Origin of the sequence: Mesorhizobium sp. M00.F.Ca.ET.216.01.1.1, assembly GCF_004010325.2 — a bacterium.
Lineage (GTDB): Bacteria > Pseudomonadota > Alphaproteobacteria > Rhizobiales > Rhizobiaceae > Mesorhizobium.
The window spans coordinates 35643-52592 of record NZ_SADR02000036.1 but is presented as its reverse complement, the minus strand read 5'-3'; the positions used below and the strand labels follow the sequence as shown (position 1 = coordinate 52592).

At 63.7% G+C, this 16950-nt stretch carries 15 protein-coding genes and 1 riboswitch; of the genes, 8 read left to right on the top strand and 7 right to left on the bottom strand.

Translation table 11 applies throughout. The features are described 5' to 3' along the window. Nucleotides 1-164 (bottom strand): transposase family protein (locus EN859_RS31735; protein ID WP_245525805.1); only part of this gene is annotated, 164 nt, incomplete at its 3' end. A 186-nt stretch (nucleotides 165-350) separates the two neighbouring features. On the opposite strand from EN859_RS31735, the gene EN859_RS31730 reads away from it, so the two are divergent. Together EN859_RS31730 and serA are read left to right on the top strand one after the other, a co-directional pair. Next, complete coding sequence (locus EN859_RS31730; protein ID WP_127856543.1) at nucleotides 351-1526, top strand: phosphoserine transaminase; 1176 nt, start codon at nucleotides 351-353, stop codon at nucleotides 1524-1526. 176 nt (nucleotides 1527-1702) lie between these two features. After that, nucleotides 1703-3301 carry a phosphoglycerate dehydrogenase gene (serA, locus tag EN859_RS31725; protein ID WP_127856542.1) on the top strand — a complete coding sequence of 533 codons (1599 nt, stop codon included), beginning with the start codon at nucleotides 1703-1705 and terminating at the stop codon, nucleotides 3299-3301. A gap of 48 nt (nucleotides 3302-3349) precedes the next feature. Here the strand turns inward: serA and EN859_RS31720 are convergent, their stop codons facing one another. Both EN859_RS31720 and EN859_RS31715 read right to left on the bottom strand, forming a co-directional pair. After that, complete coding sequence (locus EN859_RS31720) at nucleotides 3350-3733, bottom strand: SH3 domain-containing protein (protein WP_245525804.1); 384 nt, start codon at nucleotides 3731-3733, stop codon at nucleotides 3350-3352. 290 nt (nucleotides 3734-4023) lie between these two features. Further along, nucleotides 4024-4914: a DMT family transporter gene (locus EN859_RS31715; protein ID WP_127856541.1), complete on the bottom strand. Its 891-nt coding sequence runs from the start codon at nucleotides 4912-4914 to the stop codon at nucleotides 4024-4026. 200 nt (nucleotides 4915-5114) lie between these two features. Here EN859_RS31715 and EN859_RS31710 point away from each other — a divergent pair, with 200 nt between their 5' ends. Then, complete coding sequence (locus EN859_RS31710; protein WP_127856540.1) at nucleotides 5115-6413, top strand: adenylosuccinate synthase; 1299 nt, start codon at nucleotides 5115-5117, stop codon at nucleotides 6411-6413. A 75-nt stretch (nucleotides 6414-6488) separates the two neighbouring features. Further along, nucleotides 6489-8150, top strand: a complete 1662-nt coding sequence (locus tag EN859_RS31705) for a hypothetical protein (protein WP_127856539.1) — start codon at nucleotides 6489-6491, stop codon at nucleotides 8148-8150. A 31-nt stretch (nucleotides 8151-8181) separates the two neighbouring features. Here the strand turns inward: EN859_RS31705 and EN859_RS31700 are convergent, their stop codons facing one another. The 4 genes from EN859_RS31700 to EN859_RS31685 form a co-directional block, all read right to left on the bottom strand. Continuing rightward, the gene (locus EN859_RS31700) at nucleotides 8182-8481 is read right to left on the bottom strand and encodes a CcdB family protein (protein WP_127856538.1); all 300 of its coding nucleotides are present in this window, start codon (nucleotides 8479-8481) and stop codon (nucleotides 8182-8184) included. Beyond that, nucleotides 8481-8723 carry a type II toxin-antitoxin system CcdA family antitoxin gene (locus tag EN859_RS31695; RefSeq protein ID WP_127856537.1) on the bottom strand — a complete coding sequence of 81 codons (243 nt, stop codon included), beginning with the start codon at nucleotides 8721-8723 and terminating at the stop codon, nucleotides 8481-8483. Before EN859_RS31695 ends, EN859_RS31700 begins: the two co-directional genes overlap by 1 nt. 163 nt (nucleotides 8724-8886) lie before the next feature. Further along, nucleotides 8887-10707, bottom strand: a complete 1821-nt coding sequence (locus tag EN859_RS31690) for an ABC-F family ATP-binding cassette domain-containing protein (RefSeq protein ID WP_127856536.1) — start codon at nucleotides 10705-10707, stop codon at nucleotides 8887-8889. A 1-nt stretch (nucleotide 10708) separates the two neighbouring features. Next, complete coding sequence (locus tag EN859_RS31685; RefSeq protein WP_127856535.1) at nucleotides 10709-11353, bottom strand: thiamine diphosphokinase; 645 nt, start codon at nucleotides 11351-11353, stop codon at nucleotides 10709-10711. Nucleotides 11354-11454: 101 nt separating this feature from the next. Beyond that, a riboswitch (TPP riboswitch) is annotated at nucleotides 11455-11569 on the top strand. A 43-nt stretch (nucleotides 11570-11612) separates the two neighbouring features. On the opposite strand from EN859_RS31685, the gene thiB reads away from it, so the two are divergent. From thiB to EN859_RS31665, 4 genes are all read left to right on the top strand, one after another. Further along, nucleotides 11613-12626: a thiamine ABC transporter substrate binding subunit gene (thiB, locus tag EN859_RS31680; RefSeq protein ID WP_127856534.1), complete on the top strand. Its 1014-nt coding sequence runs from the start codon at nucleotides 11613-11615 to the stop codon at nucleotides 12624-12626. Between the two features lie 261 nt (nucleotides 12627-12887). Then, nucleotides 12888-14522: a thiamine/thiamine pyrophosphate ABC transporter permease gene (thiP, locus tag EN859_RS31675; RefSeq protein WP_127856533.1), complete on the top strand. Its 1635-nt coding sequence runs from the start codon at nucleotides 12888-12890 to the stop codon at nucleotides 14520-14522. Further along, entirely contained in the window at nucleotides 14519-15304 is a 786-nt protein-coding gene (gene thiQ / locus EN859_RS31670; RefSeq protein ID WP_127856532.1) for a thiamine ABC transporter ATP-binding protein, read from the top strand. Before thiP ends, thiQ begins: the two co-directional genes overlap by 4 nt. Nucleotides 15305-15467: 163 nt before the next feature. After that, on the top strand, nucleotides 15468-16937 hold the full coding sequence (locus EN859_RS31665) for a M48 family metalloprotease (RefSeq protein ID WP_127856544.1): 1470 nt from the start codon (nucleotides 15468-15470) through the stop codon (nucleotides 16935-16937). Nucleotides 16938-16950 lie beyond the last annotated feature (13 nt).

The following is a 16950-nucleotide window of genomic DNA, read 5'->3' as shown; positions in this document are numbered from 1 at the left end:
TAGTCGTCGCAATCGCAGATCGTGCCGCAGACGACCAGCAGCAGCACTTCCGGCAGCGGATGTGCCACCCGCCATGGCTCACGCGGATCTTCAATGGCTGAAAAATGCTCCAGCAGCGCCTTCAGGCATGGCTTCTCAAATCCTTCGAGGGCGGCAATGGTCATGACAGGGCTCCGAATCATGGAAGCCCCATGGAATCAGATCAACCGCAATCCCTAAAGCGCGTTAACCCGAGTTCGAAGCCCTGGCGACAAAAACTTTCCCCTTGACGCCTGAAGCCTGAACGCATATCGCCGTCCGTGGGCCACCCCTCCCCAACGAGGGGCCACTATCTGGAAGGATAGACCACGATGACGACGCATACGAAGCCCGGACTGCGTCCGGCAAATCCCAATTTTTCTTCAGGTCCCTGCGCAAAACGCCCCGGCTGGTCGGTTGAGGCGCTGAAAAATGCCGCGCTCGGGCGCTCTCATCGCGCCAAGATTGGCAAGGCCAAGCTCGAACAGGCGATCGAGCTGACGCGCGAGGTCCTCCAGGTTCCGGCAAATTACCGCATCGGCATCGTGCCGGCATCGGACACCGGCGCGGTCGAGATTGCGCTGTGGTCCCTGCTCGGCGAACGCGGCGTCGACATGGTCGCCTGGGAAAGTTTTGGTTCAGGCTGGGTCACCGATGTGGTCAAGCAGCTGAAGCTCGCCGACGTGCGCAGGATCGAGGCCGGCTACGGCGAACTGCCGGATCTGGCGAAAATCGATTTCGACCGCGACGTGGTCTTCACCTGGAACGGCACCACCTCAGGTGTGCGCGTGCCCAACGGCGATTTCATCCCGGCCGGCCGCAAGGGCCTGACCATCTGCGACGCCACTTCGGCCGCCTTTGCGCAAAAGCTCGATTTCGAGAAGCTCGATGTCGTCACCTTCTCATGGCAAAAGGTGCTGGGCGGCGAGGGCGCGCATGGCATGCTGATCCTCAGCCCGCGCGCTGTTGAGCGGCTGGAGACCTACAAGCCGGCACGGCCGCTGCCGAAGATCTTCCGCCTCACCTCCGGCGGCAAGCTGATCGAAGGCATCTTCAAGGGCGAGACCATCAACACGCCGTCAATGCTGTGCGTCGAGGACTATCTCGATGCGCTGCACTGGGCGAAGTCGGTCGGTGGCCTTGGGGCGCTGATTGCTCGCGCCGACGCCAATGCGGCGGTGATCGACGGCTTCGTCGGCAAATCCCCATGGCTTGGCCATCTTGCCGTCGATCCGGCGACGCGGTCGAACACCTCGGTCTGCCTTTCCTTCACCGACCCGGATGTCGCCGCGCTCGACGCTGACGGACAGGCGGCTTTCGCCAAGGGGCTGGTGTCCGCACTCGACAAGGAGGGCGTCGCCTACGATATCGGCGCCTACCGCGACGCCCCGCCCGGCATGCGCATCTGGTGCGGCGCGACGGTCGAGACCTCCGACCTCGAAGCGCTGCTGCCCTGGCTCGACTGGGCCTTTGCCACACAGAAGGCGTCGCTCAAGGCGGCGGCCTGATCCCTCCCCCTTGAGGGGAGGGTGGCCCGAAGGGCCGGGTGGGTCGTCCCCACTCAGTCCAACGATCCGTCAACCAAGAAATCTGGCCGCGTCCGGCCGCAACGACCCCACCCAGGCGCTCCGCGCCGACCCTCCCCTCAAGGGGGAGGGACGCCAATCGCAAAGGATCAAATCCCATGCCTCGCGTTCTCGTCTCAGACAAACTTTCCACCACCGCCGTGCAGATATTCAAGGATCGCGGCATCGACGTCGACTACCTGCCCGATCTCGGCAAGGACAAGGAAAAGCTGCTCGAAGTCATCGGCCAGTATGACGGCCTCGCCATACGTTCGGCGACCAAGGTCACCGAGAAGCTGATCAATGCCGCCACTAGATTGAAGGTCGTCGGCCGGGCCGGCATTGGGGTCGACAATGTCGACATCCCGGCTGCGAGCCGCAAGGGCATCATCGTGATGAACACGCCCTTCGGCAATTCGATCACCACCGCCGAGCACGCCGTCGCTATGATCTTTGCGCTGGCCCGCCAGATCCCGGAAGCCAACGCCTCGACCCATGCCGGTAAATGGGAAAAGAACCGCTTCATGGGCATCGAGATCACCAGCAAGACGCTGGGCATTATCGGCTGCGGCAATATCGGCTCGATCGTCGCCACGCGCGCGGTCGGGCTGAAGATGCATGTCATCGCCTTCGACCCGTTCCTGTCGGACAGCCGCGCCGAGGAGCTTGGCGTTGAAAAGGTCGAGCTCGACGAGCTGTTTGCACGCGCCGACTTCATCACGCTACACACACCGCTGACCGACAAGACGCGCAACATCATCGACGCTGCGGCAATCGCCAAGATGAAGACCGGCGTACGCATCATCAACTGCGCGCGCGGCGGGCTGGTTGTCGAGGCCGACCTGATCGCCGCGCTGAAGAGCGGCAAGGTGGCAGGCGCCGGCGTCGACGTGTTCGAGGTCGAACCGGCGGAGAACAACGAGCTGTTCGGCATGGAGAATGTCGTGGTGACACCGCATCTCGGCGCTTCGACCACCGAGGCGCAGGAGAATGTCGCCCTGCAGGTCGCCGAGCAGATGTCGGACTATCTGATCAAGGGCGCGGTTTCCAACGCCATCAACATGCCGTCGATCACCGCCGAGGAAGCGCCGCGGCTGAAACCTTTCGTCAAGCTGGCCGAAGTGCTGGGCGCCTTTGTCGGCCAGGTCACCGAAGACCCGATCAAGGAGGTCGAGATACTGTTCGACGGCTCGACTGCGACGATGAACACACGGGCGCTGATCAGCGCTGCCCTTGCCGGCCTGATCCGGCCGCAGGTCTCCGACGTCAACATGGTGTCGGCGCCGATCATGGTGAAGGAGCGCGGCATCATCGTCGCCGAGGTCAAGCGCGACAAATCGGGCGTGTTCGACGGCTATATCAAGCTGACGGTCACGACCGAGCATATGACCCGCTCGATCGCCGGCACCTGCTTTTCCGACCACAAGCCGCGCTTCATCCAGATCAAGGGCATCAATCTCGACGCCGAGGTCGGCAAGCACATGCTCTACACGACCAATGCCGACGCGCCGGGCATCATCGGCCTTCTCGGCACCGTTTGCGGCGAGAACGGCGTCAACATCGCCAATTTCCAGCTCGGCCGCAATCGGCCGGGCGGCGATGCCATCGCGCTGCTCTATCTCGACGCGCCGTTCCCCGAAAAGGTGCTGGATCAGCTGCGGTCGCACGAGTCGATCGACTCGGCCAAGAGGCTGCAGTTCGATGTGGGCGAAGCGTAAAGGCTGTCCGGCCGCTGATCGCGACGACGTTCACGGTCGATCGTGGAGTTACATCCGAGCGCCCCGCGTGGAATTGCACATGGGGGCTTGGCAAAGACGTAGGTGCCCGGAAGATTGCCCGAGCGGTCTATTTGCAGGGGAAGCCAGGTGCGATCTTGCACTTGCCAGGAGAGGCTTGTGGGGCCTCTCAGGTCTATGTGGCGGCCTGTGTGGCCTATGAGGGCGATAATGCGGCGGGCGAATGACAATGTGCGGCTGCACGATAACCGGTCGCACGACATAGGAGCGCTCCAGGTAGCTCGAGCTGGCCCAGCCGCTTATGCCGCCGGTGCGGATTGCGCACCAACTGCCTTCGCAATGGAACAGCGTCACCCTGTGGCCGGCCGGCAATGTTGCGACCCTCGCATATCCTGGGCCTGGACCGCTTCGCACATTCAATGACGTGGTGGTGTGGGCGGTGGCTGCCGATGCCGAAACGGGAAAGGCCGCCAGGCCGACAAAAGCGGCGATGAGGCAGCAATCGTTCGAAAATTCATGATCTTCGCCCTTCGCATCGAAACCAGCCTGACTGACATCGGAAACTGAGTGCCGAAAGATGAAAAAGTCAATCTCCCGGTGATCGTACTGTATAGCCGGAATATCCTTAATACCTCTGTTATTGTCCTTCAGCGTCCTTAATACATTAGAATACTTGGATATTTCCCTGCTCAACGGCCAGTTGCCTATAACACAATCTTCCTTCCACTGTGTTCTGCCAGACCGATGCCACCCAGCACCAGCACGAGCGCCAGCCCCTGGTAGAGTTGGAATTTCTCACCGACGATCAGCACCGAAAGCAGCGTGCCGAAGATCGGCACCAGGTTGATGAACAGGCCGGCGCGGTTGGCGCCGATCAACTCGTTGCCCCTGATGTAGAAGATCTGCGAGACAATCGAGGCGCCGACCGCGGTGTAGACGGCGACCGTCCAGCCGCGCGCATCAGGAACGATGACCTTGCCGGCCACGGCTTCCCAGATGAAGAACGGCAGCGAGGTAACAAGTGCGGCAATCGACAGCGTCAGGATCAGGCTCTGCCAGCGGATAACCGGTTTCAGCCGCAGCCCTACCGAATAGAAGCTGTAACAAAGCACTGCGATCAGCATGATGGCGTCGCCGAAATTGAGGTCCAGTCTGAGAAGCTGGCGTGGGTCGCCATGGCTGGCGGTCAGGGCGACGCCGGCGATCGTCAGCACCACACCGACAACCTGCACCCGATGAACGCGCAGCCGAAACAGCACGAAATTGGCGAGGATGATCACGATCGGTATCGCCGCCTGCTCGATCGAGACGTTGATTGCCGTGGTATAGTTGAGCGCGGTGTAGAAGATCACGTTGAAGATGGTGAAGCCGCAAGCGCCGAGCCCGCCAAGCAGCAGCCAATGCCTGCGCACCACCGGCCAGTCTTCGCGCAGTGTCCGCCAACCGACCGGCAGCATGATCGCAACCGCGAGCACCCAACGCAGGAAGACCAGCATCATCGGCGAGATGTGATCGACCGCCAGCTTGCCGGCCACGGAGTTGCCGCCCCACAGCAAGGTGGTGATCAGCAGGAACAGATAGGCGCTGCGGTGCATTGCGAAGTTCCGGGGGCAGTTGAGTCGAGGGTCTTTGCGGCCTATGGCAGCGGCATGGCCAAGTAAATGATGTCAAAGGTGGAAATTGTTGTGCCTCAGGGCGTTTTCGGCGGCAAAGAATGGTCGCGCTCGCCAGGTCTTGACGTTATAGAGGCCTGTCGTTTCAAGCCGCATGGGCGGCATCTCAAGGGAAAAGAAACATGGCCAATGTAGTGGTCGTCGGCTCGCAATGGGGTGACGAGGGCAAGGGCAAGATCGTCGATTGGCTGTCGGAACGGGCCGATGTCGTCGTGCGCTTCCAGGGCGGCCACAATGCCGGCCATACGCTGGTCGTCGACGGCAAGGTCTACAAGCTGTCGCTGCTGCCTTCCGGCGTGGTGCGGCAAGGCAAGCTGTCGATCATCGGCAATGGCGTCGTCTTCGATCCGCACGCCTTCGTCGCCGAAGTGGCTAAATTGAAGGCGCAAGGCGTCGAAGTAACGCCAGATCGCCTGAAAATAGCCGAAAACACCGCGCTTATCCTGTCACTGCACCGGGAGCTGGATGGATTTCGCGAGGACGCCGCCTCCAATTCCGGAACGAAGATTGGCACGACCCGCCGCGGCATCGGCCCCGCCTACGAGGACAAGGTGGGCCGGCGCGCGGTCAGGGTGATGGACTTGGCTGATTTGGAAACGCTGCCCTTGAAGGTCGACAGGCTGCTGACGCACCACAATGCGCTGCGCCGCGGGCTTGGTCATGCGGAAGTCTCGCACGAAGCGATCATGCATGAGCTGACCTCGGTCGGCGACCGGATCCTGCCCTATATGGACCGCGTCTGGAAAATCCTCGACGACAGGCGTCGTGCCGGCGAGCGCATCCTGTTCGAAGGTGCGCAAGGCACGCTGCTCGACATCGACCACGGCACCTATCCGTTCGTCACCTCGTCCAACACCGTTGCGGGCCAGGCGGCGCCCGGCTCCGGCGTCGGGCCGGGCGCGATCGGCTATGTGCTCGGCATCACCAAGGCCTATACGACGCGTGTCGGCGAGGGTCCATTCCCGACCGAGCAGGACAATGAGGTCGGTGAGTTCCTCGGCACGCGCGGCCATGAATTCGGCACCGTCACCGGCAGGAAGCGCCGCTGCGGCTGGTTCGACGCCGTGCTGGTGCGCCAGGCCGTCGCCGTCAACGGCATCAACGGCATCGCGCTGACCAAGCTCGACGTGCTCGACGGCCTCGACGAGATCAAGGTCTGCACTGGCTATCGCCTCGATGGCGACGCGATCGACTATCTGCCGGCCAGTCAGGGCGCGCAGGCGCGGGTCGAACCGGTCTACGAGACGCTCGAAGGCTGGAAAGGCACCACCGCCGGTGCCAGAAGCTGGAACGATCTGCCGGCCCAGGCCGTCAAATATGTCCGCCATATCGAGGAGCTGATCGGCGCACCGGTTGCACTCCTTTCCACCAGCCCGGAACGGGACGACACGATACTTGTGACCGACCCGTTTCAAGACTAGTTTCTCAGCCTTTTCCGGGCATCACCGCCGACTTGCGGGAGGCGGCCCAGGAACAAAATACAGGTCAACCGAAGCATGGCAGATTTCGTTGCTGTTCTGAAAAAGACGATCGGCAGTCTCGGCGAAAACACGCCGGACATGCGGGCGAAGCTCTATGACAAGGCCCGGGCGACGATCGCAAGGAAGATTGCCGAGCACGATCCGCCGCTTACGCCGTCGGATGCCGCCAAACAGAAGCGTAGTCTGGAAGACGCCATCTCGACCGTTGAGCGGGAGTACGCCAAACCTGCGCCTGCGGCCGATCCGCTCGCGGAACTGGAACACATATTCTCCTCCATCGATCGCAACAAGAACCAACCAAGCCATGTCCGGCAACCGGTCGCCAAGCCGGAACCAGCCAAGGCCGAACCCGCCAAGCCGGAACTCGCCAAGCACGAGCCTTTCAGGCTGGAGACGCCTGCCGCCACGGCGGAGCCGAGCTGGCCGAAGCCGGCGCAAACGCCGCCGCCTTTCGACGACGCCGATGCGCGTCCTACCGGCATGGACGCATCGTTGCCGACCGGCCAAGGCGACGGCTTTGCCAATGACGAGGAACCGGCAGCGGACACGTTTCAGCGTTTGCGCCCGGCTGTGCGCAAACGCAGCTATGGCGGGCTGGTCGCAGCGGTTGCGGCGTTGCTGGTGATCGGCGGTGGCGGCTATGGTGTCTGGCTGAACAGGGATGCATTCGGCGCCATGTTCAGCCCTAGCGAGACCAAGACCGTCACCACCGAGCCGCTGGTGAAGCCGGCCCCGGTCAAACCTGCCCCGGGCAAGCCGGCGACCGACGCCGCGGCAACACCGCCGGCCTCACCCGCAGCAACAGACGCCGCCGAGGCGCCGAAGTTTACCCAGCGCCTGACGCCCGAGGGCAAGGAGATCGATCCTGGCCCGGCCGCCGGACAAAGCGGTATTGGCGAGGGCGAGTCCGTCGCCGCGCTGACGACGCCACCGCCGGCCACTCCTCCAGCACCTGCCGGCCAGCCGCCAGCTACCGGCGCTCCAGCCGCGAATGCGCCTGCCGCCACGCCACCCGCTGGCGAGGCAGCGCCCGCAGCGCCGGCTGGTCCCGCGGCCAATCCGGCGCCGGCCGTCGGCGCCACACCCGCTGCGCCGACAACGGCACCGGCGGAAACCACGCTGCAGGTCGGTCAGAAGGCGATCTTCTATGAAGAGCGCACCAGCACAGCCCAGGGTTCGGCTGAACCCGGCAGCATCGTCTGGTCGCTGGTGCAGGAATCGCCCGGTGGCGACCTGCCGCCGGAACCGGCGATCCGCGCCGAAGCGACGATCCCCGGCAAGGACATCCAGTTGCGCATGACCATCCGCCGCAACACCGACCAGACGCTGCCGGCCAGCCATATCATCGAGATGATCTTCCTGACCCCCGACGGCTTCGACGGCGGTGGTGTCGACAACATTCTGCGCGTCGCCATGAAGAGTTCGGAGCAGGATGCCGGCAGTCCGCTGATCGGCATCCCGGCCAAAATCGCCGACGGCTTTTTCCTCGTCGCGCTCAACGACACCAAGGCTGACGAGGACGCCAACCTGACCTTGCTCAGAGGCCAGGATTGGATCGACGTGCCGGTGGTCTACAAGACCGGACGGCGGGCGCTGCTGACGATGGAAAAAGGCATTCCCGGCGAGAAGGTATTCGACGAGGCGCTGAAGGCCTGGCAGGCGAAGACGGCGGGCTGAGAGACCCAGCCGGAAGCTTCCGGCGGTCGGTTCAGAAGCCCTGGAACAGCATGTCGAGTGCGGCTACGATGTCGTCGTGGTGCCTGACGATGTTCAAACGACTTTCGCCCAATTCCTCGGTCGGAACCGTAGCGATCAGATGGGTGGCCATAACCAATTTTCGGCCATTGATCTCGACGATGGGATGGAGCTTTCGCATCGGCAGCGGCGTCGTCGTGACCGGGAGAAGCGGGATAACCACCCGTGTCTCGAACTCGTCGAGAAGGTCGGATTGAACGTCCAGCAAATAGCTGCCTTCGACCCGACCCGCGAAGACATCGTAGCGCGCCATCAGAACTGCCGATATTCTTTTAGCGGAATACTGTGCTTTTCGAAGTATTCGTTCCACGCCTCTATCGTGGCGCGGTTCTCAAGCTTCCATAGTCTCGCTTTTTCGGCAGCAACCGCCTCTGCAATGCCGGCCTCCGCGGCGCGTGAGACGTTCACGTCAAGTCCCTTGGCTTCCTTCATGAGTTTCGAGTCGATCGACAGGTTTGCCGGCTGGCGAACCGCGTTCAGGGCTAGCTTGCGCATTGTGACCTCCTCAGTGTGCGCATGATGTATGCGCATTTCCCCACCGCAGCAACGACGAAGCGGTGTCTGATCGCGCGCGCCCAGCCCTCCGCTATGGCTTCGGGCGTTCGTTGCCTTAATCGACAAATCGTTATCGCTCGATCGGCCTACGGCCGAACGCTCCTCACCCCTCCATCTCTTCTCTCAGCATCTCCAGTTCCAGCCACTCCTCCTCAAGCGCCGCCAGCGTGGCGCGCTCCTTGTCGAGGGCAGCGATGGTCTTCTGGAACGAGGCTGGGTCGCGCTCATAATAGGCCGGGTCGGCGATGTTGTTCTCCAGCCGCGAGATCGAGGCCGCCACCGCCTCGATCTTCTTTGGTAACGATTCCAGTGCGAACTTCTGCTTGAACGACAGTTTCTTCGCTGGGCCTTTCGGTGCAGCCGCTTCGGTCCTGCTTGTTGCCGTGGCTTCGCTGGTTCCCGCCTTCGGCCTTGCTTTGCGATCGTCGAGCCTGGTGCCGCCGCGTTGCGCCAGCATGTCGGAATAGCCGCCGGCATATTCGATCCAGCGGCCGCCATCTTCAGGTGCGATCACGCTGGTCACGGTGCGGTCAAGGAAATCGCGGTCATGGCTGACGAGGATCACGGTGCCGGCAAAACCGGCGACCAGTTCCTGCAGCAGCTCCAGCGTTTCCATGTCGAGGTCATTGGTCGGCTCATCGAGGACCAGGAGGTTTGCCGGCCGCGCCAGCACGCGCGCCAGCAGCAGCCGTGCCCGCTCGCCGCCGGAAAGCTCGCGCACTGGCGTGCGCGCCTGTTCCGGCTTGAACAGGAAATCCTTCATATAGGAGACGACATGGCGCTGCTCGCCATTGATGACGAGGTTCTCGCCGCGCCCGTCGGTGAGATACTGGGCCAGCGTTTCGGCAGGGTCGACCGCCTCGCGCTTCTGGTCGAGCGTGGCGATTTCCAGGTTGGTGCCGAGCCGCACCGAACCTGCGTCCGGCTCCAGCTCGCCGGTTAGCATCTTCAGCAACGTCGTCTTGCCCGCGCCGTTCGGCCCGACCAGGCCGACGCGGTCGCCGCGCTGGATGCGCGTCGAGAATCCCTTGACCACGGTGAGGTCGCCAAAGCTCTTGTCGATGTTTTTCGCCTCGATCACCAGCTTGCCGGACTCGGCCGCGTCGCTGGCCATCATGGTCGCCGAACCCTCGGCGCCGCGGTGGCTGCGAAAGCGCTGGCGCATGGTCTGCAATTCGCCGAGCCGGCGCATGTTGCGCTTGCGCCTTGCCGTCACGCCATAGCGCAGCCAGTGCTCCTCGCGCACGATCTGGCGGCCGAGCTTGTGCTGCTCGCGCTCTTCCTCTTCCAGCACGGTGTCGCGCCATTCCTCGAAATGGCCAAAACCCTTGTCCAGCCTGCGCGTCTGGCCGCGGTCGAGCCAGACTGTGGCGAGCGAGACGCGTTCGAGGAAGCGACGGTCGTGCGAGATGACGATCAACGCCGAGGAGGTGCGGACAAGCTCCTCCTCCAGCCATTCGATGACAGACAGGTCGAGATGGTTGGTCGGCTCGTCGAGGAGAAGAATGTCGGGTTCCGGTGCCATGACGCGGGCCAGGGCGGCGCGGCGTGCCTCGCCACCGGAAAGGTCACTGGGCCGTTCATCGCCGGACAGGCCGAGATGCTCCATCAGATAGGTGGCGCGGTAGGGATCATCGGCCGGTCCTAACCCTGCCTCGACATAGGCGCGCACGGTCGCAAAACCGTCCATGTCGGGTATTTGCGGCAGATAGCGTACGGTCGCCGAAGGCTGGCGGAACACCTCGCCGTCCTGCGGCTCGATCAAGCCGGCTGCGATCTTCAGGAGCGTCGACTTGCCGGAGCCGTTGCGGCCGACCAGGGCGATCTTGTCGCCAGCGGATGCGGCGAGTTCCGCACCATCGAACAGCGGCGTGCCACCGAAGGTCAGTTTTATCCCGTCCAGATTGAGAAGCGGCGGCGCCATATCAGCTTTCAGGTAGTGGAAAAGGATGGGCTAGCAACAGCGCGTGGCCGCTGTCGAGCGCAATTTCGAGCCGGCCCTTGACCTCGTTGGAAATGGTCAGCGACGAGCCGAATGCGATCTCGACGCCGTTCAGCGGCCATTTCGCACCGGTGACGGTCAGGCCGGACAGATCGGAGAAGCCGAGGACTGAAAACAGCGTGCCGTCGGGATAGTCGAAGCCGGCTCGTCCCCGTAGCAAGGGGATGCCTTCCTGCGCGCCGCTGGTCAAAAGCACCTCTATGCCGGCTTCGGCCAGCCGGACGCTGAGCGCCAGATGCAGGAAGGCGTGGTCGGCGCGCTTGCCGCCGAAAGCACCGGCCAGCACGAGGCTGGTCGCACCGCGTTCAAGGGCTGCGGCAATGGCCAGTTCGCCGTCGGTACTGTCTTTTTCGGCCGGAAACACTTGCCGGCGCACGGCAGCCAGATCGTCCGGCAAATTCGCCGGCACGGAATCGAAATCGCCGACCCAGAGTTCCGGCATCACGCCCAGCATACGGGCATGGCCGATGCCGGCATCGGCGGCGATGACACGGGTGCCGGCGACCTGGCGGTCGAGCAGCGGCGTGCGGATGAGATCGCCGCCAAGCAGGATGGTGAATTTGCTCATATGCGTGGCCCTTACCAGCCCTGCTTGCGAAACGGAAGCTGCGGTTTCGACGCCCGGCAAACTTCCGCTTGCGCGGCGCATTGGCCGGGCCTATGTGTCGAAACGCTCTAACGGGGTGCCGGACGCGATCTTCGCGGACCGGCTGAGAGGCAAGTTTGCCAACCCGCTGAACCTGATCCGGTTTGTACCGGCGGAGGGATTAGACGTTTCGGACAACCCGACGCCTCAATTCCTTTCAATGCGAACGAAGGAGGCGCCGATGCGCACGCTTTTATCCTCTCTTGTCTCAGCCATGCTGCTCGCGGCATCCGTCGTCGCCGGCTCCGGACCGGCATCCGCACGGGATAAGCTCACCGTCTACACCTATGAGAGCTTCACCGCCGACTGGGGTCCAGGTCCTGCGGTGAAGAAGGCCTTCGAGGCCGAGTGCGGCTGCGACCTCGAATTCATCTCGGTCGCCGACGGCGTGGCGCTGCTCAACCGCGTCAAGCTGGAGGGGGCCGCGACCAAGGCCGACATCGTGCTTGGCCTCGATACCAACCTGACGGCGGAGGCCAAGGCCACCGGCCTGTTTTCACGGCCCGGCGCGATAACGGACGTCGACGTGCCGGGCGGCTGGAACGACGATATTTTCGTGCCGTTCGACTATGGCTATTTCGCCGTCGTCTACGACACCGAAAAGCTGAAGACCCCGCCGAAGAGCCTGAAGGAATTGGTCGAGGGCAATAAGGATGAGAAGATCGTCATCCAGGATCCGCGCACCTCGACGCCGGGCCTCGGGCTGCTTCTGTGGGTGAAATCGGTCTATGGCGACCAGGCGCCGGAAGCCTGGGCCAAGCTGAAGACAAAAGTGCTCACCGTGACGCCGGGCTGGAGCGAGGCCTATGGCCTGTTCACCAAGGGCGAGGCGCCGATGGTGCTGTCCTACACCACCTCGCCGGCCTATCACATGGTCGCCGAAAACACCGAGCGCTACCAGGCGGCGTCCTTCGAGGAGGGCGAGTATCTGCAGATCGAGGTTGCCGGTGTCACCACCACCGGTGCGAAGAACCCGCTGGCGGAGAAGTTCATGGCCTTCATGACTGGGCCGAAATTCCAGGATGCCATTCCCGAGACCAACTGGATGTTCCCGGCCGGCAAGACCGATAAGCCGCTCAACCCGGCTTTCGACAAGCTCGTCAAGCCGACCAGGACGTTGCTGTTCAGCCCCGAGGAGGTCGCCGCCAACCGCAAGGCCTGGGTCGACGAATGGCTGGCGGCGATGAGCAAGTAGCTTTGGCCGCCTGATCGAAGATGATCGCTCTATGGCGCCCCCCTCTGTCCTGCCGGACATCTCCCCCACGTGGGGGGAGATCGGGCGCCGCTTCGGCTTTCGCCAATCACCAGCCTCGCAAGAAGGACGCGATCGGCAAAGCTGCCAATCTCCCCCCTCGTGGGGGAGATGCCAAGTTTTGGCAAAGAGGGCAGGACAGAAGGGGGCGCAAAGGAACGCGACCTTCGTTAAGCTTGGCACTCCCGAGTCAGGTGGTCGAAAGTGCAGCACGCACCCTCGTCTGACTCCCGCGTCACCGCCGGCATCGTTGCGCTTGCCGCCATTGCGTTGCTGATCGGCGGTGCGTTCGCCGGGCTCATCCTCGAAGGAACGCGTGACCCGTCCGGTGCCGCTTCGGCCTTCGATTCCTATCTCTTCCGTGTTGCTCGCTTCACGCTGTGGCAGGCCTTGCTGTCGACCCTGCTTTCCGTCGTGCCGGCGCTGCTTGTCGCGCGTGCGCTGTCGCGCCATCCGCGCTTCTTCGGGCGCGGCTTCATCCTGCAGCTCTTCGCCGTGCCACTGGCGCTGCCGGCCATCGTCGCGGCGCTCGGCGTTCTCGCCCTTTATGGCCGAGTCGGCTATTTCGCTGGTGTGCTCGGCACGCTAGGCGGTCAAAGCTGGCCGGGCATCTATGGTCTGTCCGGCATTCTCGTCGCTCATGTCTTCTTCAACTTGCCGCTGGCAACGCGGTTGTTCCTTGAGGCGCTGGGAACGGTACCGGCCGACCAGTGGCGGCTGGCAAGCCAGCTCGGCATGGGCGCCAGGCCGGCATTTCGGCTGGTCGAGTGGCCGACGCTGCGCGCGGCGCTGCCGGGTGTCGCCGGGCTTGTCTTCATGCTTTGCATAACCTCCTTTACCATTGTGCTGACGCTGGGCGGCGGGCCGCGTGCGACGACACTGGAGGTCGCCATCTATCAGGCGCTGCGTTTCGATTTCGATCCGGCGCGGGCGGTGACGCTGACGCTGCTGCAGATCGGCCTGACCTTCGTCGTGGTGCTGGCATTGATGCGGCTCGGCGCCAACACTGTTGGCGACGCCAACCTGCCGGTGGCGCCGCGCCGATATCTCTCGGCCGGTACGGCCGAGAGCGTTCTGAACGCCGCATTTATCGTTCTGGCATTGCTGTTCGTCGCCGGGCCGATGGCAGCCACGCTGGCAGCCGGCCTTGGTGCCGATCTCGGCCGTCTGGCGGGCGAGAGTGCAGTGCGGCAGGCGACGCTGACCAGTGCCGTCCTCGCCTTGCTGTCGGCACTGCTTTCCGTGGCGCTGTCGCTGTCGCTCGTTATGGCGCGCCGGGCGCTGGCCTTGAGCCGCCGCAACTTGAGCCGCAGCATGGACCCCAGGACGCTGCTCGAACATGCCGCCGATACCGGCGCCGGTCTCGTCCTCGTCGTGCCGCCGATCGTCGTCGGCGCCGGCTGGTTCCTGCTCCTGCGCACGATCAGCGATGTCTTTGCCATCGCCCCGGTCATGGTCGTCACCGTCAATGCGGTGATGGCGATGCCCTTTGCCATTCGTGCGCTGCGCCCCGCCTATGACGCGGCAAGCGAACGCCACGAACGGCTCTGCGCACAGCTCGGCATTTCGGCCTTGAACCGCCTGTGGTTGATCGACTGGCCGTCGCTGCGACGGCCGCTCGCCACCGCCTTCGCCTTTGCCATGGCACTGTCGCTCGGCGATCTCGGCGTCATCGCGCTGTTTGGCAGCGATTCCGTGCAGACATTGCCTTACCTGCTGCTGGCGCGCATGAGCAGCTACCGCACTGTCGACGCCGCCGGCCTGGCCCTGCTGCTCGGCGTCGTCTGTCTGGCGCTGGTGCTGGCCGCAGACTGGCTGGGACGGGGAGAAAGATCATGACGCCGGCCAGCAAGGGCAGCGGGATGGAAAAAGGCGCGGCTGTGCGGCTGGAAAAGGTTTTGTTCAGCTATGGCGAAGCGCCGTTTTTATTCGATGTCGAGTTTGCCGTGTCGAAGATCACCGCGATCATGGGGCCATCCGGCTCGGGAAAATCGACGCTGCTCAATCTTGTCGCCGGTTTCGAGACGCAAAGTTCGGGCCGCGTGCTGATCGGCGGTGCCGACGTCAGCATCGAGCCGCCTTCGGCACGGCCGGTGTCGATGGTGTTCCAGGAAAACAATCTCTTTGCCCATCTCTCGGTGGAACGGAATGTCGGGCTCGGCCGCTCGCCTTCGCTCAGACTGACCGATGCCGATCACGGCGCAATTGCCGCGGCGCTGAAGCGCGTCGGCCTTGCCGGCAAGGAGAGGCGCCTGCCGCGCGAACTCTCCGGCGGCGAGCGGCAACGCGTGGCGCTTGCCCGGGTGCTGGTGCGCGACCGGCCGGTGCTTCTGCTCGACGAGCCGTTCGCCTCGCTCGGACCGGCGCTGCGCGACGACATGCTCGACCTGGTGGCCGGCGTCCATGCGGAGCGACGCATGACGGTACTGTTCGTCACGCACCAGCCGGAAGATGCACGCCGCATCGGCCACAACATGGTTTTTCTGGATAATGGTACGGTTGCCGCGACAGGGATCGCCGCCGATTTCTTCGCAGGGGCTGGACCAGAAATCTTTCGGCGCTATATCGGGGAAAATCCGGATGGCGCCGGATCACGAGATATTGCCCGGAAGCGGACATAATTTACGGCCAAACCGGCCTCGGGCGATGTGGCGCTTGCTTGCCAGGGTTGGAGGAGTGTACTGGTCCGGCATTGGCCGTGATTTGCCACTACAGCGCCGCGCGGCCTTCATGCGCGAATACCGAAAGGAAGCCGACCTGCCGACCGGCTTGGACAGATCGCGGATGTTCCCTCTGGCGCGCTTTCTCGCGCTGGCCAGCTTTGCTGTGGCGCTGGCAAGCTGCCAGATGTTCACGCCTCCGGATATGCAGGAATCCGGCTTCCAGCCCTCCGATAAGCCTATCACGGTCGACAATGTCGTCGCCAACAGCAAACTTGCCGCAATGGCGAAGGCGCAGCACCCGCGCATCCTCGCTACCTATGGCGGCGAATATTCCGATCCCAAGCTTGAGCGTATGGTCGCCAAGGTCGTCGGCAGCCTGACCGTGGTTTCGGCCAACCCCACACAGACCTATCGCATTACCATCCTCAATTCGCCCAACGTCAACGCCTTTGCGCTGCCCGGCGGCTATCTGTACATCACCCGCGGTTTGCTGGCGCTGGCCAACGATTCGGCCGAGCTCGCCGCCGTCATCGCGCACGAGATGGGCCATGTCACCGCAAACCACGGCCTGCAGCGTCAGCAGCTGGAGGCCGAGGAGGGGTTGGCCACCAAGGTCGTCTCGGATGTCCTCGGCGACAGTCCGACCGCCAAGGCGGCGCTGATCCGCGGCAAGCTGAGGCTGGCCCAGTTCTCGCGCAACCAGGAGCTGGAGGCAGACGCCATCGGCATCAAGTCGATCGGCGAGGCGGGTTACGATCCCTATGCAGCCGGCCGCTTCCTGCAGTCGATGTCGGCCTATACCGATTTCCGCTCGATCAGCGGTGCCACCGATGCCAGCCTCGACTTCCTGGCCACGCACCCCAACACGCCGCAGCGCATCGATCTGGCGCAGCGCCATGCCCGCCAGTTCGGTGCACCGGGCGTCGGCACGCGCGACCGCGATTCCTTCCTCGCCGGCATCGACGGCCTGCTTTATGGCGACACACCTGAGGAAGGCTATGTGCGGGGCCAAACCTTCCTGCATCCGGGTCTTGGCGTGTCGTTCTCGGTGCCCGACGGTTTCATCATCGACAATTCGGCCGCCGCGGTGACCGCTACCGGACCCGGCGACATGGCGATCCGCTTCGACGGCGTCTCGATCGACGAGAACCGTTCGCTGACCGACTATATCCGCAGCGGCTGGGTGGCCGGCCTCGACGACAGCAGCGTGCGTCAGGAGACGATAAACGGCAACGAGGCGGTGACCGCGCATGCTGGTGCCGAAGGCTGGCAGTTCGACATCGCGGTGATCCGCGCCGGTGGCCAAGTCTATCGGCTGTTGACCGCGGCGCCGTCCGCCAGCACCTCGCTGGACGCCGTGGCGCGCTCGGTCAGCGGCTCCTTCCGCATCTTGAGCACGGCGGAGAAGGCGGCGCTGAAGCCGTTGCGCATTCGCGTCGTCACGGTGCAGCCCGGACAGACCATGGGCTCGCTCGCCGCGCAGATGGTCGGCGTCGACCGCAAGCTCGACCTGTTCCGCGTGCTCAATGCACTGTCGCCGGGTGCTGCCGTTTCGGCCGGCGACAAGGTCAAGATCGTCACTGACAGATAGTTACAGGGACAAA

Excerpts from the sequence above, each read along its gene's own strand:
- EN859_RS31730 (WP_127856543.1), top strand. The coding sequence starts at position 351 with ATGACGACGCATACGAAGCCCGGACTGCGTCCGGCAAATCCCAATTTT.
- serA (WP_127856542.1), top strand. The coding sequence starts at position 1,703 with ATGCCTCGCGTTCTCGTCTCAGACAAACTTTCCACCACCGCCGTGCAG.
- EN859_RS31715 (WP_127856541.1), bottom strand. The coding sequence starts at position 4,914 with ATGCACCGCAGCGCCTATCTGTTCCTGCTGATCACCACCTTGCTGTGG.
- EN859_RS31710 (WP_127856540.1), top strand. The coding sequence starts at position 5,115 with ATGGCCAATGTAGTGGTCGTCGGCTCGCAATGGGGTGACGAGGGCAAG.
- EN859_RS31705 (WP_127856539.1), top strand. The coding sequence starts at position 6,489 with ATGGCAGATTTCGTTGCTGTTCTGAAAAAGACGATCGGCAGTCTCGGC.
- EN859_RS31700 (WP_127856538.1), bottom strand. The coding sequence starts at position 8,481 with ATGGCGCGCTACGATGTCTTCGCGGGTCGGGTCGAAGGCAGCTATTTG.
- EN859_RS31695 (WP_127856537.1), bottom strand. The coding sequence starts at position 8,723 with ATGCGCAAGCTAGCCCTGAACGCGGTTCGCCAGCCGGCAAACCTGTCG.
- EN859_RS31690 (WP_127856536.1), bottom strand. The coding sequence starts at position 10,707 with ATGGCGCCGCCGCTTCTCAATCTGGACGGGATAAAACTGACCTTCGGT.
- EN859_RS31685 (WP_127856535.1), bottom strand. The coding sequence starts at position 11,353 with ATGAGCAAATTCACCATCCTGCTTGGCGGCGATCTCATCCGCACGCCG.
- thiB (WP_127856534.1), top strand. The coding sequence starts at position 11,613 with ATGCGCACGCTTTTATCCTCTCTTGTCTCAGCCATGCTGCTCGCGGCA.
- thiQ (WP_127856532.1), top strand. The coding sequence starts at position 14,519 with ATGACGCCGGCCAGCAAGGGCAGCGGGATGGAAAAAGGCGCGGCTGTG.
- EN859_RS31665 (WP_127856544.1), top strand. The coding sequence starts at position 15,468 with ATGTTCCCTCTGGCGCGCTTTCTCGCGCTGGCCAGCTTTGCTGTGGCG.